Origin of the sequence: Algoriphagus sp. Y33 (genome assembly GCF_014838715.1) — a bacterium.
In the GTDB taxonomy this organism is placed as follows: domain Bacteria; phylum Bacteroidota; class Bacteroidia; order Cytophagales; family Cyclobacteriaceae; genus Algoriphagus.
Genome location: NZ_CP061947.1, coordinates 452,754 through 470,392 on the forward strand (window position 1 = coordinate 452,754; position 17,639 = coordinate 470,392).

Below are 17,639 nucleotides of genomic sequence, written 5' to 3' on the forward strand. Positions count from 1 at the left end.
GAATGAACTTTATTCCAAGTTAAATCTACAAAAAATAGCAAGAAATTCTAGAATAGGTATGAGATTGTTGATTCGCTAAAATAATAAGAGAGGCATTTAACTAAAATTAAGAATTTGCTAAAATTACTGGGGATTTATACCTGAACGGGTCTTTGAAACCACGTCAGTAACTGTTAAACCTTCTAAGACATTCAAGACAGAACTTGGGAGATTCAGCTATAAACATACCTCGTTGCCTTATTATTCTTTTGGTATCAGAACGTTTGATATTACCTCTAGGCAGGCAGTGATGATTGCTTCACCGGAAAAGGCTATTTGTGACAAAATTGCTATGACAAGCGGGCTGAATTTGAGAAGTGTCAAACAGGTAATGGAATTTTTGACAGAAGACATGAGAATTGACGAAGACTTAATCCGAGGTTTGAACCTAGATGTGATCGATACCTGGATTTCGGATGCTCCAAAGCAAAACAGTTTACAGATACTCATCAAAACAATCCGAAATTTATGATAAAGGAGTGGCTAGCCGAATATCATCCCAAATCACAGGATGAGGCATTTTCCGCTTTACGTGAAATCATGCAGGAGGTAGCTTTGGCAGGACTGCAGCGTGCGGGGTTTTTTGAGAAAGCCGCATTTTATGGAGGAACGGCTTTACGGATTTTTTATGGACTGGAAAGATTTTCTGAGGATCTTGACTTTTCACTGTTGGATGTTGATCCTGATTTTTCACTGGATAGTTACTTTGAAGCTATTATCACGGAATTTGACGCTCTTGGGATGAAGGTCACGATTGCTGAAAAGAAAAAGCAGAAAGAGTCAAGTATAGATTCAGCCTTTCTCAAATCTGCAACTGTATGGAAAGAGTTGGTATTGGAAGGTATCATTCCCCAATCAGGGATTAAATTGATGCCAAGTATAAAGATTAAATTGGAAGTTGATAGACTACCTCCTTTAGGTTTTGAAACCGAGGAAAAATTATTGTTGCGTCCATTTTCTTTCTATGTCAAATGTTTTACACCTCCGAGTTTATTTGCAGGAAAAATGCATGTATTGCTTTTCAGAAAGTGGCAAAAAAGAGTGAAGGGGAGGGATTGGTATGATCTGGAATGGTATATTAAAAAAGGAGTTCCTTTAGATCTTTCCCGTTTTCTACTTAGGGCTTTAGATACAGGTGATTGGCAGGAAAAATCAATTACCAAAGAGCAGGTTTTAGAACTAATAAGAGCCAAGATACAAAGCGTGGACTTTAATAGTATTAAGGAGGATGTGATACGATTTATCCAAGATGATTCGTCATTATTAATCTGGAGTCCGCAATACTTTATAGATCTCATAGAAAGTTTGAAGTTCAAGTAGACATAAGTTGATCTTTTTTACTTTAAAGTAATTTCAACCGATTTATGCTGAATTTAGTCAAAGCATTGGACCGGACACCTTGCGGCATTTTTTTCTGGGGAGATACCATCATCCCCGGGTAGAAGAAAGAATATTTATGTTTGTGGATATGAAGTCATCCACTACCATTGCTGAAAACCTTGGCCATGTCAGGTACTTTGAAATGTTAAAAGAATATTTTTCCGACCTTTCAAGTGCTGTTATTGACCATGCAGGTGCCATCTATCAATATGCTGGAGATGAGATGATCATCTGTTGGAAACTGAAGGACGGATTGAGTAACCATAACTGCATGGAGTGCTTTTTTGACATGAGATACAGGCTTGAGATGCAGGCCCAAAAGTACCATGTGAAATTTGGGGTTTTACCAACGTTCAAAGCAGGGCTGCATTATGGTACAGTAACTACAGGGGAGATCGGGTCGCTGAAAAAGGAAATCATATTTACAGGCGATGTCTTAAATACTACAGCGAGGATACAAAGCCTTTGTAACCATTTTAAGGCCGAACTTCTGGTATCGGTCGATCTGGTAAAGACGCTTAATCTACCCTCCACATATACGGTAAAATCGGTTGAAGAGAGTTTTCTTAAAGGCCCAATTAAGCCAATGGAGCTATTTTCCATTTCAATGATGGGTGGGAAGTAATTAAATCAACCGTGGGAAAAAATCCTGCGACAGGTGGTATACACCTCATCTCACCGGCTTATTTCGATTCCGGACAAAGGAGTGTATAAATCATCTCCTTTATGAAGGTATGGCATCGGATCACTTTTGGCCAATACAAAAACTTGTATTTGTACTATTCCGACACTGGTTTCATCCATCTGGGACGTTGGTAGGTAGTTATGATTCACTTATCCGTCAAAATAGATAAATTTTGCTTCATTGATTGATACAGGCATATGACAGGAGCCCGGCATGTATCCGGAGTCTGCAAAAATTCAGTACTGGTTATTTAGCAAATATCATTAACCGCCACATGCCGAATATACTTTCAGGAAATATATATACCAATCTGAGGACAGGCATCTCAGCAGTACTGTTGTTTCCCGCACTCAAAATCCCTAATTCTATTGGGCATTCCGATTGGCTGCTGCATATCACTACTATAATTGGATTATGCCACTATACCAATCAGACCAACTACCTCACACCGACAAGAAATTGTATTTGAAATTAGTATTTAGGAGTTTTTGACTCCTGTATTTCTTCATGGATGTTAACCAATGAACTGCTTGCCTTTTTCGCCCCTGAATTGCTCCAATCTTAGTCCTTGGGCTCGATGCGTCCATGAGCTTCCGGCATAAAGCCGCTTGCTGCGCTGCGCTATTTATTCCTTTTCCTCATGGTCTTATCTCTCCCAAGACCTGTGTGGGTGTCCTAATTCATTGTTCACCAAAACGAAAAGAAATCGAGGATGGTGCGAGCGACAAAGAAGATATGATTACCCACCATGCGAGATTCCATGTGACCAATGAAAAACAATTATGAACACATGAAATTATGGATGCTTTAGAAGGAAAAATTGATTTGTTTGAAGTGGCTGAGATCAAGCTGAGCTACAGTGCAAAAGTGAAAGCCTCGATGCGGCCATGTGTCTGTGGTTCCTGACAGGTGTATGAAGTGCTTTGCAAAACCTGGGATCGGGACAGGATTGAGTTTGTGGAGGATTTTAAGGTGATGCTGCTTTCCAGGGCCAATCGGGTTCTGGGAATTGTAACCATCAGTTCAGGAGGAACGACCGGGACTCGAATGTGTTTCAAATTCTATCTTTACAGGAGTGGTTTCCTCAGCATCCTCATTTTTTGACTCATTTGGTTTTCTGACCTATCTAGATGTCTTTTCACTTTTATAATAAAATAAGTTTTGTCTAGTGTAAAAAGTGATATCTTGAGACCTTAGTATTTAAGGAGGTGTTTTGACCAAGACCGATTAAAAGAGTTCGAAGCAGAGCTCCGACTCTAGTTTTTTTTAAATTCACTATAATCTCCATGAAGCACTTTGTCTTCTATCTAATGACATTTTTGTTTTGTAGCAATCTAGCTTTTGCTCAATATTCCCGTCTGCTTCATAAGCCACATTGGGAACAGACCGAAGCGCTCAGTGAGCTCTACGACAATATGATAGAGTTTAAAATCGATAGACCGATTTTAGACGATACATTGGCAGGTATGAGAAATCTGGCGATCAGAGAATCGGACAATGTTTTAAAGATGGAGTCTGATTTTCTAGAGTTGAGCTATGACGTGCTTGTAGAATATAAGGAACTGGACGGAATGATTAGCTTTCAAAAGGAGCAGGAAAAAGCAGGTAATATTTACTTTGCCTGCAGGGCAGCTGAGGCCATCTCCAAATCCTTTTGGTATTCCAGGAATTATGAGAAAGCTTTAAACTGGCACCTCCATTTGGATGAATTGCTCAAACTTGTTTCCATCGAGGAATTTCCCGAAAAGGCGATTTTCCTTACGGGTATTGGAAGTGATTACCGCTATTTTGGTGACTATCGAAAGTCCATTACCTATTTTAAGCAAGTGGCTGAGTTTAAGGTTAAGGATGTATACATCAATGCATGGCGACATGCGATAAACAACATGGCATTTACCTATAGGCAGCTGGGGCAGCTGGACAGTTCTGATTATTATTTTGATCGATTGTTGAAGCATTCCGAAGAAACTTCTGAGCAATGGCTTGGCATTGCTTCCGGAAATGTAGGTTATAATCATTTCCTCAAAGGTGAGTATGAAGATGCTCTTCCCCTTTTATTAAGAGATGTAAGGCTTGCTGAGAAATATAAGGATAGGGGACTTGCTGCCCAATCTTCTATTCCCGTTGCTGATATATATACGATAAAGGGCGAACTTGATTCGGCTCTATATTTTATAGAAAAGGCCTACGGTTACATAAGAAGTAACGGGGATACAGACAGACTTCGGAACCTTTATCCAGTGTTAAGCAAATGGGAAGCAGCCAAAGGAAATATGATCGATTCCAACAAGTACTTGGATTCTGCCCTTGTAGCCACCAAAAAGTATAATGAAAAGTTCAGCGCAGTTCAGCTGATGCGTGCAAATCAATTAGTGATGATTACCCAGAAGGAAAAGGCGATTCAGACACTGAACGAAGAAGCCAGACGAAATAAAATTATTCGGAATGCTATAATCGGCGGCTTACTGTTGATTTTGATAGCGGCATTGATTATTTATGAGGTTCAGGTTCAAAAGAATAGGATGAGACAAAAACTCAAAGATCATGAGTTAGAAAAGACACAGTCCGACCTTGAGTCTGCCCAAAAGCTTCTGACAAATTATACGCTGAAGATCCAGGAGAATTCCAACTTGATCCAGTCAATGGAGGAGCAGTCCTTACAGGACGAGCAAAATCAGGTACTACAACAGCTTAGGGAAAGAACTGTTCTGACCGATGAGGATTGGGATGCATTCCAAAAGGAATTCAGAAAAATATTTCCAAGGTTGATCACCAGCCTTCTTCATCACGATCCTAAACTTACACCCTCCGAATTGCGATTCTTATTACTCCTAAAGTTGGATATGCAGAACCAGGAGATAGCGAATGCTATGGGCATTTCTCCTTCCTCCATCCGGGTGACATGGCATAGATTGAGAAAAAAGCTGGATTTGGAGAAAAGTGTTCAGCCAAGAGAATTGTTTGAAATGCACTTTTCTGAAGTATGAGACACGTTTTTTTAAAAGTGTAACGAAATTGTAACGCTTGTTTTAATCTGTTTTTGAAGCAACAAGACTAGGTTTGATATCATTAGTTTCACTGGATGTCAAATGTCAAAACACAAATTTGTCTTAGGAGCACTCATTTTTTTTGTAGTCGCCACTTCTTTTTTTGTGTATTGTTTTTATCAGCATCGGCAGATTCTAATTGAAAAAAATATTCAACAATTAGAATCACAAGACTGATCAAACCATGCGACATTTTTCATTTTTGCTGCTGCTTATAGGACTTATTTTTAATCATCTTTCCATAGCCTCTAATCAGGAAGTCCAGCAACAGTTCCATTTAGAGAGAGCTTCACAAAACCTGTTTATCGATAGTATCAACCATTCGGGAACAGCTTCGAAGACCTTAGATCAGCCAGCTCCTGAAGAATTCTCACTTGCATTCACTCAGAATCAGGGGCAATGGCAGGATAATGTACTAGCCATGGCAAACGGTTCAGGATTCCGACTATGGGTGACACTCGATGGACTGATGTATGATTTTATGAATATCTCCTCCCTCGATAGTACAGTTCTAGGCCATGTGGTAGCTATGGATTTCAATTCCACACATTCTGGTTTTGTATCCTTCAATAATGAGCTGGATGGGGTAGCAAATTATTACAATGGCTCTGACTCAAGTCAATGGTTTGAGAAAGTACCACAATTTGGAGAAGTGCTTTTGAATAATGTTTACGAGGGAATTTCTTTACGGATTTACGGTGAAAAGGGACTTCCACGCTATGATTTTATTGTGGAGCCAGGAGCTGATGTAGCGCTGATTAATCTTGATATAAATGGAGCAGAAAACTTGCACCTTGACCGGAACGGAGATTTAAACTATCTGACCTCTTTGGGCAAGGTAAAGCAGACAGATCTCTTCACCTATCAATTAATAGATGGAGAAAAGCGGAAAATTGCATCTTCCTTTAGTTTTGATAAGAAAGGCAGTGTAGGATTTGAAGTTGGTGAATATGATCCGGCTTTGCCTTTGGTTATTGACCCCCTCGTTTACAGTACTTTTATCGGTTCCCCAAGTGCTATTGGCGTGGGCATTTCAGGGGGTGCCATTGAAGTGGAAGATGGGTTTGTGTATGCAGCAGGAATAACCTCCTATACTGACTATCCCACCACAGTGGGTGCGTATAAATCAAGCTTTGCAGAGGGTAGTACTGCCATGTACATCACGAAACTTAATAAAACCGGAACAGCCTTAATTTATTCCACTTTTCTGGCAGAGGGATCAACTTTTTCTCTGGGAGATATGGCTGTTGAAAATGGTTATGTATACCTGACTGGCGCTGCTTATGCTGGATTCCCCACCACTGAAAATGCTTATCAAAAGGAGTTTTCCTCGGGTGGGGGCTTTTTGGGGTTAGTTGACCCTGATACAGGAGAACCAGTTTATGAAGGTATTCCCGGTTTTGGAGGCTTATTTAATCCTACCGATGCATTTTTAACCAAATTGTCCCTGGATGGGGGAAGCTTAGAATACAGTACCTATTTGGGCGGTGCAGGTACAGATATGGCAAACGGCCTAGCGGTGGAAGATGGTTATGTTTATTTAACAGGGTTGTCAGGACCGCAAAAGGAAAAGAATGTTCCTTTTCCAACCACAGAAGGAGCTTATCAGCGTGAAAATGGCTTTGGATTTTTATCAAATACTTTAGAAGAAAGTATAGAAAACCTTGTTTATCAACACCTATACGATGTGTTCATAAGCAAATTTTCTCTTGATGGTTCAGAACTTTTGTACAGTACATTGCTAGGTGGAGATGGCTTGGAGGCTGGGAATGCGATAATCCTGCAAGATGGAAAAGCAATTGTATCAGGGGTTTCCACGGTGAATTTCCCAGTTACTCCAGGGGCTTTTATGACAGAACCTAAAGGTGGGAATGACCTTTTTCTGCTTAGAATGAATGAATCCCTAAGCGAGCTGGAATATAGTACGCTCATAGCTGGGTCAGGAGATGAATCAGTGACTAGAATGGGGGGAGATGCAGAAAATTTGTACTTGTTGGGAACTACCAGTGATGCAGCTGATTTTCCAACAACTCCAGGGTCCTACCTCAGTTCTGATGCTAACTTTAAGGCACCTTTTCTGATGAAGTTTTCTGATTTCGGAGAGAACTTGGTCTTCAGTACTTTTGTGGGATCGTTACAGGGGGTTGATTCGGAGTTGTTTACAGATCTGGCGGTCTATAAAGGCGTTCCTTACCTCTCAGGATACACTACAAACCTCAATTTTTTCACGACCGACAATGCTTACCAGAAGTCGGGGGCTTTTCAGGAGGAATATTCCGAAAATCCATTTAATCAATCGTTTGTAATGAGGTTGTTGCCTTCTGGGCAAACATTGGATTACAGTACTCTTTTTGGTGGATTTGCTACTTATATCAATTCAATTGCTGTCGAGAATGGCGTAGTTTACTTAGAAGGCTATTCATCAAAATTCGGTTTTGAGTTTTCAGAAGATGCTTATTATGACGGATCGGATATTACAGAGTTTAATGAAGAATTACTTCTACAAAAGAAATTTGTTACAGCGATTGATTTTGAGTTGGATCAGTTTGCTCCTGAAGCTCCCCAGTTAATTTCTCCTGGCAATGGAGCTAAAAAAATACTCATTAGGCCTACTTTCAATTGGGAGCTGGCTGGTAATACTATGCTCAATTCTACTGCGGATTCTTACACGCTTCAATTGAGTACGACAGAGGACTTTTCCGGTGCAGTGATTCAGCATGATGGTATAGAAGAGTTGACTTTTGATTTTACTTCAGATCTGGATTTTGGAGTGAAGTATTACTGGAGAGTGCGTGGGGAAGATGCAGAGGATAGTGGAGAATGGTCAGCGGTATTTTCTTTCACTACTGTGCCATCAGAAGTTGGAGATGGAACAGTAGAAAGTCCGTGGGAGGTTGGTACTCCTGAGCAACTCAATGCGGTAAGGAGCTATTTATCAGGTCATTTTAAAGTGGTTGCTGATATTGATCTTTCAAAAGTTTCCCGGGAAGGCGGCAAGTATTGGAATGAAGGAGCAGGTTGGCAGCCAATAGGAGATGGAAGTGCCCCATTTATAGGGAACATCGCAGGGGAAGGTTATGCTTTGGAAGGGGTTTTTATCAATAATTCAACAGCTAATAATGTCGGGATTTTTGGAGTGATTAAAGACGGTTCTGTCAAAAGACTCGCAATCTTGAATCCTGAAATTACAGGAGGAACTGTCGTAGGGAGTTTGGCGGCATTGGTTGTGGGGGGTACTATTCAGGAATGCTACGTTTTTGAAGGCTATGTGTCTGGAGATTTTTTTGTAGGAGGCTTGATTGGGGTTCTTCAGACCTCGGAGTCTCTTCTTGAAAATTCCTATAGCTACTTGGAAATAAGGCAGAAAACTACCCCGATCCCATCTGGAGGAGGATTGGTTGGAAACAATCAATCAGGAATCATCAGAAACGTTTACTCTTTATCAACGGTAGCTGGAGAACCCGTGAACAATGGTGCGATTTTAGGTACTGGAAGTCCATCTCCTGTTCAGTCTTACTTCAACATTGAACTGGCTAGTCCGGATAATGCTAAAGGTGAGGGACTTATCTCCGCAGCCATGAGACAGCAAGCTTCTTTTGAAAAATGGGATTTTACCAATGTCTGGAAAATAGAAGAGGATAGTAATTTTCCGGTTTTGATTCACAATGAGCAAATTCCGGCGCCAGGCCAATTGGGTGGAGTGCCAGATGCCAATAATATACTTTATGTGGATCAATCCGTAGATGGCGGACTAAGCAACGGGAATTCATGGGAAAATGCCTATGCTACTCTTCAGCAAGCATTGGCATATACAGAAGTGAATTGGCTCGGTCAGGATGAGGTTTTAAAAATATACGTAGCTGAAGGAACCTACTTTCCGACAGAAGATACAGATGAGACGAAGACATTTCAGTTATTCAATAATGTGGAAATCTATGGAGGGTTTCCAAGTGGTGGTGGTACGTTTGACTCCCGAAATTGGAAAGAAAACCAAACCATATTAAGTGGGGATATCATCGCTAGAAGCACTAGTCTCATTGAAAGTCCTTTTGCTTTTTCAAATGGCAATTCCCTTCATGTAGTGAGCGGATCTGGAACAGATGCCTCAGCTATTTTAGATGGCTTTTATATCAATGCGGGATTTGCAATTGGCGATGGAGAGAAAAGTGACGGGGCAGGGGTTTTTATCAAAACAGGTAGTCCAAACCTTACCAACTTAATGGTGATTGCAAATCGATCCGGAAGATATGGCGGGGGTATGGCGAATTCTGAAGGTGCTAGCCCAAATCTGCTAAACGTTATTTTCAAAGCGAATTATACTTCAAACGGTGGTGGGGGGATGTCAAATTTGGCAAGTAACCCAATACTGGAGAAGGTGAAGTTCATGGAAAACATTTCGGCGATGAATGGAGGTGGTTTGTATAATTCCAGCGAAAGCTCACCAGAACTTTTGAATGTCGATTTTGTAGGCAATACTTCAAATGGAGGAGCTGGTACAGGAAACGTTGGCGGAGGAGGTATGTACAGTGCCGGAGGAAGTCCTATTCTGACAAATGTGAGATTCAGCGGAAATATGGCCTTGAGAAATAATGCCAGAGGAGGTGCCATCCTAAATAATACATCCAAAACTGTTTTGACCAACGTCACTATCTCCGGCAACACGGCTTATTATGGGGGAGGGATTTACCTTACCCAATCTAATAATCAGCCTGAAATCAGAAACTCAATCATTTGGAACAATAAGGACAATACAGGAATAGGGACTGCCAATTCATCACTTCAACTAATAGGAAGTGTGGGGCCGCAAATCACTTACTCCCTGATTCAAGCACATGATCCCGCCGGTGAGGGGAATATGGATGGAACAATAGCTGAAAACGATCCTGGATTTGTAGATCCAATACTGACATTCGGTGTGAGTCCTATTCTCACAGGAGATTTTAGACTTCAGTCCGGATCTCCGGCAAAGAGTAAAGGTAATCAGGCTTATTTTGTTTCAGGTTTGATTCCTGATCTCGGAGCAGTGGAATCAGATCTGGACGCCAATAGTAGGTTTATTGGGGTCTTGGAGATGGGAGCTTATGAGATTCAGGAAGATCTGGAAGAAATAATCATCTCAGTACTTCCAAATCAATCCAAAGCTTACGGGACAGAGGATCCGGATGAATTTTTATACGAATCCAGCAATAATGCAGTTTCACTCACAGGTTCGTTAGGTAGAGTTTCTGGAGAGGATGTGGGCACCTACGCGATAACTCAGGGAAGTCTGTCTGCGGGGGAAAATTATACCTTGATAATCCAAGAGCAGGTTTTCGAAATCACAAAGAAAATACTTGAGGGTGTAAGTTTAGAGAATCAGACTTTTGTGTATGATGGAAACCCTAAATCCCTGACGATTGTCGGTGAACTACCGGAAGGTGCCACAGTTTCATTTGAAAATAACTATCGAACGGATGTGGGTACACAGCAGGTGAGAGCAATAGTTAGCGGTGCTGATTTTATTGCCTTGATTCTGAATGCCGAGCTTGAAGTAACCCCTGCTGATTTGACTGGGATTACCTTTGAAAGCGAGAGTTTTGAGTTTGATGGCACCCCTAAAACACTGCAGATATCCGGTACTCTTCCTGTTGGCACATCTGTAGAATATTCCAATAATGGCAGGACGGAGTTAGGCTTGCAGGAAGTTACGGCCACCATAACAGGGAATAACTATAAGACCTTAATACTAAAGGCTGATCTGAGTATTAAGCCTGAGAAATTTGATGTAATTGCAATTAAATCCGATCCCACTGGTTTTGGTCTTTCAGATGGTTCCATTGACTTAGTAGTAACAGGGGGGGTAGAACCTTATACCTATAGCTGGACTCCATCTATCGGTAGTAGTAATAAGGTGGAGAATTTGCCTGCTGGTTTCTATGACTTTTTAGTGACAGATGATGAGGGTGAAGAGCTTCAGGCAAGAGTTGAATTGCGAAATCCCATTTCATCGGGAGTGCCTGTTCAGAGTGATTTTGTTACCGATGCTCTGGAAAATTGCTCAGTTCCTCAAGAGGTGAATTTCTCAGATAGATCCAAAAATGCGGATACCTGGCGTTGGAATTTTGGAGATGGAACGATCATATCATCCAGCTACGGTTTTTCTCCCAAAAACCCAAAACACACCTATACTGAACCAGGGGATTTCACAGTGTCACTTACTATTCAGGATACGGTGACTGGTGTGACTTCCATAAGTTCAAAAATCATTAAAATCCGTGATGTAAAGGCAGATTTTGAAGCTGACAAAACAATAGCTTGTGGCCCAAATGCCGTGCAGTTTACTGATAAATCTACTGAAGCAAGCAGCTGGCTTTGGGATTTTGGAGATGGCACAAGTTCCACGGAGCAAAACCCAATCCATACCTTTGATCATGGCCGGTATTCTGTAAGGCTGACCATATATTCAGATAATGGATGTTCAGATACTGAAGAGAAGATAGGATTTATTGAGATTTTTGGACCTGTTATTGATTTCTCCTCAGATGTTACAGAAGGCTGTGGTCCACTTACGGTTGCATTTACAGATAAGTCATACAGTGGCTCACCAATGGTAAGTTGGCTATGGGATTTTGGAGATGGAACCACTTCTAGGTTGCGGAACCCAATTCACGAATATGCCAACCCAGGCACGTATTCAGTGTCATTAAGTGTAGGGAACCTGGACTGCCCAACGCCTAAAACGCTGACCAAGACAGATCTGATTCAGGTTAAGATGTTGGATGTAGGTATTTCATTCACTGATGTGACTTGTGAAGGGGGGGCTGACGGCTCCATTATTGCTACTCCTAACGATGGTGTTGCGCCATTCACTTATGAGTGGAGTACAGGAGGGGAGACAGCTAGCATTGAGGGACTTACCGCAGGTAGTTATTCGTTGAAAGTCACCGACTCAAATGGATGTTTTGAAACAAAAGTAATAGAGGTTACAGAACCTATTCCTGCATCTCTCATTACTGTAGCGGCGACTTCCATAACATATTCAAGTGCCACCTTAGGAGGTGAGATCCTGAATGGATTGGCATGTGCGCAGGAAACAGGAATTGTCTACAGTACTGTTTCAGGCCCGGATATTTCCGATACCAAGGAGGTAATAGCTTTGGAAGGAAATCAGTTTTCTGGAAATGTTACGGGGCTTCAACTCAATACGATGTATTATGTGCGAACCTTCAGTACCAATCAGAATGGAGTGACCACCTATGGTAATGAAGTGACTTTTAGCACGTCCAAAAAGGTATTGGAGGTAACAGCTCGTTCAGGACAAACCAAAGTATATGGCAATGTTGACCCTTCCTTCACATACACAGCGGAAGGCTTTGAAGCAGGAGACGACGAGCGTATTCTAAGTGGCGAGTTGATAAGAGAAGCAGGAGAGGAGGTTGGCTTGTATGCCATCCAGCAAGGACAACTTGAAGCTGGAGACAATTACACGGTTAGCTTCACCGGAGCATTTTTCGAAATCACCGCTGCAGTTGTAGAGGATGTATCCTTCAATCCTGCCAGTTTCACATACGACGGTACTGAGAAAACCCTATCTATTACCGGAACTTTGCCAGAAGGAACCTCGGTGAGCTACACCAACAACGGCAGGTCGGATGTAGGAACCCAGGAAGTAACGGCAACCATCACAGGTTCTAACTACAATACGCTGGTATTGACTGCTGATCTAACCATTACACCTTCAGATATTACGGAAGTAAGGTTAGATGATGCCAGCTTTGTCTTTGACGGCACGGCCAAGTCTCTTACAGTTGATGGGGATTTGCCTGAAGGAACATCTGTATCCTATGAAAATAACAGCAGAACAAACGTCGGAACCCAAGAGGTGACGGCAACCATTACCGGTTCGGATTTCACAACCTTGGTGCTGACAGCAGACTTGACTATTACTCCTGCTGACATTACGGGAATCACATTCGATGATGCAAGCTTTGTCTTTGACGGAACGGAAAAATCCCTTGAAATCACGGGCGAACTTCCAGATGGCACGTCAGTGTCTTATTCTGAAAATTCAAGAACAAACATCGGGACACAGGAAGTAACGGCAACGATCACAGGTTCTAACTACAATACACTGGTATTGACTGCTGATCTAACCATTACACCTTCAGACATTACGGAAGTAACGTTAGATGATGCAAGCTTTGTCTATGACGGCTCTGCTAAGTCGCTTGCGATTGAAGGTGAGCTTCCGACAGGAACTGCTGTTGCGTACATTAACAACAGCAGAACGGATGTTGGAACCCAAGAAGTGACAGCAACGATCACAGCAGACAACTATACCACCCTGGTATTGGCCGCTGATCTGACAGTAACTCCGGCTACAATCACGGATATCATTTTCGAGGATGCAAGCTTCGTCTACGACGGCACTGAAAAATCATTTGCGATCGCGGGAACACTTCCGGCAGGAACTTCGGTATCTTATGCAAACAATACAAGAACAAACGTAGGAGCACAGAAAGCAACAGCTACGATCAGTGGCTCGAATTTCGAGACTTTGGTGTTGACAGCAGATTTGACAATCACACCGGCAGATATCTCCGACATCACCTTCGTAGCTCAAAGCTTTGTCTTTGACGGTACTGAAAAGAGCCTGGCGATCACCGGTGATTTACCAGCGGGAACTTCGGTTGCCTACACCAATAGCGGCCGAACTAATGTCGGCACGCAGGAAGTCACGGCAACGATTACAGGTTCTAATTTCACAACCTTGGTATTGACTGCCGATCTGACAATCACACCTGCTACGGTTACAGGCATCACCTTCGAAGACGACAGCTTCGTCTATAACGGCACTGCGAAGGCTCTTGCGATTACAGGAACACTTCCTGAAGGCACCTCAGTGAGCTATACTGACAACAGCAGAACCGATGTTGGAACCCAGGAAGTGACAGCCACGATCACGGGATCAAACTTTACTACATTAGTATTGACCGCAGATCTGACGATCACACCTGCTGACATTACAGGCATTACCTTTGAAGACGACAGCTTTGTGTACGATGGCATTGCTAAGTCACTGGCTATTGAAGGAGAGTTACCTGAAGGAACTTCAGTGAGCTATACTGACAACAGCAGAACGGATGTGGGAACTCAAGAGGTAGCAGCCACAATAACCGGTAGCAACTACACCACAGTTGTATTGACTGCTGATCTGACAATCACACCTGCTACGGTTACAGGCATCACTTTCGAAGACGACAGCTTCATCTATGACGGCACTGCGAAGGTTCTTGCGATTACTGGAACACTTCCAGATGGTACAAGCGTGAGCTATACCAATAATTCCAGAACGAATGTGGGTACGCAGGAGGTAACAGCAACCATCACGGGTTCCAACTACAATGCATTAGTGTTGACAGCTGATCTGACAATCACACCTGCTGACATTACAGGCATCACCTTTGAAGACGACAGCTTCGTCTATGACGGCACTGCGAAGGCTCTTGCGATTACTGGAACACTTCCAGACGGTTCAAGTGTGAGCTATGCTGATAATAGCAGAACGGATGTGGGAATCCAAGAGGTAACGGCAACAATCACCGGTAGCAATTATACCACCTTGGTATTGACAGCCGATCTGACGATCACGCCTGCAGACATTGCAGGAGTAACGTTCGAAGACGACAGCTTCGTGTACGACGGTACGGCCAAGTCGCTCGCGATTACAGGAACACTTCCAGACGGAACAAGTGTAAGCTATACTGACAACAGCAGAACCGATGTAGGAACCCAAGAGGTAACAGTCACGATCACCGGTAGCAACTATACCACCTTGGTATTGACAGCCGATCTGACGATCACGCCTGCAGACATTGCAGGAGTAACGTTCGAAGACGACAGCTTTGTGTACGATGGCACTGCCAAGTCGCTAGCCATTTCAGGAACACTTCCAGACGGTTCAAGTGTAAGCTATACTGACAACAGCAGAACCGATGTTGGAACCCAGGAGGTGACAGCCACGATCACGGGATCAAACTTTACTACGTTAGTATTGACCGCAGATCTGACGATCACACCTGCAGACATTGCAGGTGTAACGTTCGAAGACGACAGCTTTGTGTACGATGGCACTGCCAAGTCGCTAGCCATTTCAGGAACACTTCCAGACGGTACAAGTGTAAGCTATACTGACAACAGCAGAACCGATGTCGGAACCCAAGAGGTAACAGCCACGATCACCGGTAGCAACTATACTACATTAGTGTTGACAGCTGATCTGACGATCACACCTGCAACAATTACAGACATCACATTTGATGATGACAGCTTTGTGTTTGACGGCACTGCGAAGGCTCTTTCGATAGATGGCGAGTTGCCAGAAGGAACTTCTGTTAGCTATACCAATAATTCCAGAACGGATGTGGGAACCCAGGAAGTGACAGCAACCATTACCGGTTCGGACTTCGCGACCTTGGTGCTTACTGCCGATCTGACAATCACGCCGGCAGATATCTCCGACATCACCTTCGTAGCTCAAAGCTTTGTCTTTGACGGAACGGAAAAGAGCCTGGCGATCACCGGTGATTTACCAGCGGGAACTTCAGTGACTTATACCAACAACAGCAGAACCGATGTTGGAACCCAGGAGGTGACAGCCAGGATCACAGGTGATAACTATACTACTTTGGTATTGACTGCTGATCTGACAGTAACTCCTGCTGATATCACAGGTATTGCTTTTGAAGACGGCAGCTTTGTCTACGACGGCACAGCCAAGTCGCTTGTTATCACAGGCACCTTGCCTGAAGGAACTTCGGTAGCTTATACCGACAACAGCAGAACGGAAGTGGGAACGCAGGAAGTAACGGCAACCATTACCGGTTCGGATTTTACAACCTTGGTGCTGACAGCAGACTTGACTATTACTCCTGCTGACATCACGGGTGTAACCTTCGAGGATGCAAGTTTTGTCTTTGACGGAACGGAAAAATCCATTGAAATCACGGGCGAACTTCCAGATGGTACGTCAGTATCTTATTCTGAAAATTCAAGAACAAACGTCGGAACACAGGAAGCAACAGCAACCATTACGGGTTCGAACTTTACTACGTTGGTACTGACAGCTGACTTGACGGTTACCCCTGCTGATGCCACAGACATTACTTTAGAAGATGGAAGCTTTGTCTTTGACGGCACAACCAAGTCACTTGCCATCTCAGGAATACTTCCTGAAGGAACTTCGGTAGCTTATACCAACAACAGCAGAACGGAAGTGGGCTCGCAGGAAGTGACAGCCACGATTACAGGTTCGAACTTCACCACGCTGGCATTGACTGCGGATCTAAGTGTGACACAGGCTACCTTGACGATTACAGTGGATAAGGGACTAAGCAAGGTGGTCGGAGAAGCGGATCCAGAACTGACTTATGCTGCCTCAGGTTTTGCAACGGGTGAGGACGAGGGAGTTCTAAATGGCTCACTTGAAAGAGAATCCGGTGAGGAAGTAGGTACTTATACTATCGGAATAGGCACCTTAACTGTAGGTAATAATTATACAATAGCCTTTACGGGAGCTGAATTTGAGATCCTGATGGAGGAAGAGGATGAACCTGACACAATCACCGGCTTTGTAGCCCAAAGTCTGGAAGTCCTTTGGGGTACACCTGAGGCGGAATTGAATGTGCCTGCCGAAACTGTGGTTATCACGTCAGCGGGAGAGTTTATTAATCTTGCTGTGGAATGGGATCTGATGGGATATGATCCTTTGAAAGCTGGTATTGGCAGCTATTTGGGAACGATAGAAATCCCATCCGGCCTGATCAATCCTGATGAACTTCAGCCAACACTGGAAGTCACTGTTTTGGCCAAACCGGCACCGGAAGATGTGATTTTGAGCCAAAACAGTTTTGTTGCTGCTCCCGATCAATTCTTCCAGGAGATAGGAGATTTTACGGTACTTGATCCGACTGACGACCAGCATACATTCAGCCTTCCTGAAGGAGTTCAGGACAATCAATACTTTGAAGTGCTGGATGGAATCCTGTTCTGGAGCAGTGCTGAGCAGGCTGAAGGCAGGACTAACTTTGTCATTACTTTGCAGGTAACAGATAGAGCCGAAAATGTATTGATGAAAGACTTCCAGATTACCCGTGAGAGAACCCCGCTGGATCAGTTGGAAATAGCCAATACTTTTACGCCTAACGGTGATGGAGTAAACGATATCTGGGGTGTACCTGCTTTACGTTACTATTCCGGGGTCAGGATATCAGTTTTTGCAGTAGGGGGAAAAAGACTCTTCTACACAGAGGACCCGGATCTAAGATGGGACGGTATGTTCAATGGCAGAGAGATGCCGGTCGGGGCTTACCTGTATGTGATAGAAGTGGGAGAGACAGGAGAGGTGAAACGTGGGATGCTTAACCTTCTTAGTAAATAAACAACTGCTTGGAATTGGAGGCCGGTGGATAACGGCCGGCTTCCCTTTTTTAGGATTTTTAATTAATTAC

6 protein-coding genes are annotated in these 17,639 nt (G+C 43.2%); all 6 read left to right on the forward strand.

Annotated elements, in window-relative coordinates; translation table 11 throughout:
- Positions 1–232 precede the first annotated feature (232 nt).
- The 6 genes from ID165_RS01815 to ID165_RS01840 all read left to right on the forward strand — a co-directional run bounded on the left by ID165_RS01815 (position 233) and on the right by ID165_RS01840 (position 17,569).
- Entirely contained in the window at positions 233–511 is a 279-nt protein-coding gene (locus ID165_RS01815) for a hypothetical protein (RefSeq protein WP_192348702.1), read from the forward strand.
- Complete coding sequence (locus tag ID165_RS01820) at positions 508–1,359, forward strand: nucleotidyl transferase AbiEii/AbiGii toxin family protein (RefSeq protein WP_192348703.1); 852 nt, start codon at positions 508–510, stop codon at positions 1,357–1,359. The genes ID165_RS01815 and ID165_RS01820 overlap by 4 nt, the downstream gene beginning before the upstream one ends.
- 79 nt (positions 1,360–1,438) lie before the next feature.
- Positions 1,439–2,044: an adenylate/guanylate cyclase domain-containing protein gene (locus tag ID165_RS01825; protein ID WP_255505123.1), complete on the forward strand. Its 606-nt coding sequence runs from the start codon at positions 1,439–1,441 to the stop codon at positions 2,042–2,044.
- A 334-nt stretch (positions 2,045–2,378) separates the two neighbouring features.
- A complete protein-coding gene (locus ID165_RS01830; protein ID WP_192348705.1) occupies positions 2,379–2,573 on the forward strand; it encodes a hypothetical protein in 195 nt (64 codons plus the stop codon).
- Between the two features lie 817 nt (positions 2,574–3,390).
- Entirely contained in the window at positions 3,391–5,091 is a 1,701-nt protein-coding gene (locus tag ID165_RS01835) for a tetratricopeptide repeat protein (protein WP_192348706.1), read from the forward strand.
- Between the two features lie 244 nt (positions 5,092–5,335).
- Positions 5,336–17,569 carry an MBG domain-containing protein gene (locus tag ID165_RS01840; protein WP_192348707.1) on the forward strand — a complete coding sequence of 4,078 codons (12,234 nt, stop codon included), beginning with the start codon at positions 5,336–5,338 and terminating at the stop codon, positions 17,567–17,569.
- Positions 17,570–17,639: the final 70 nt, after the last annotated feature.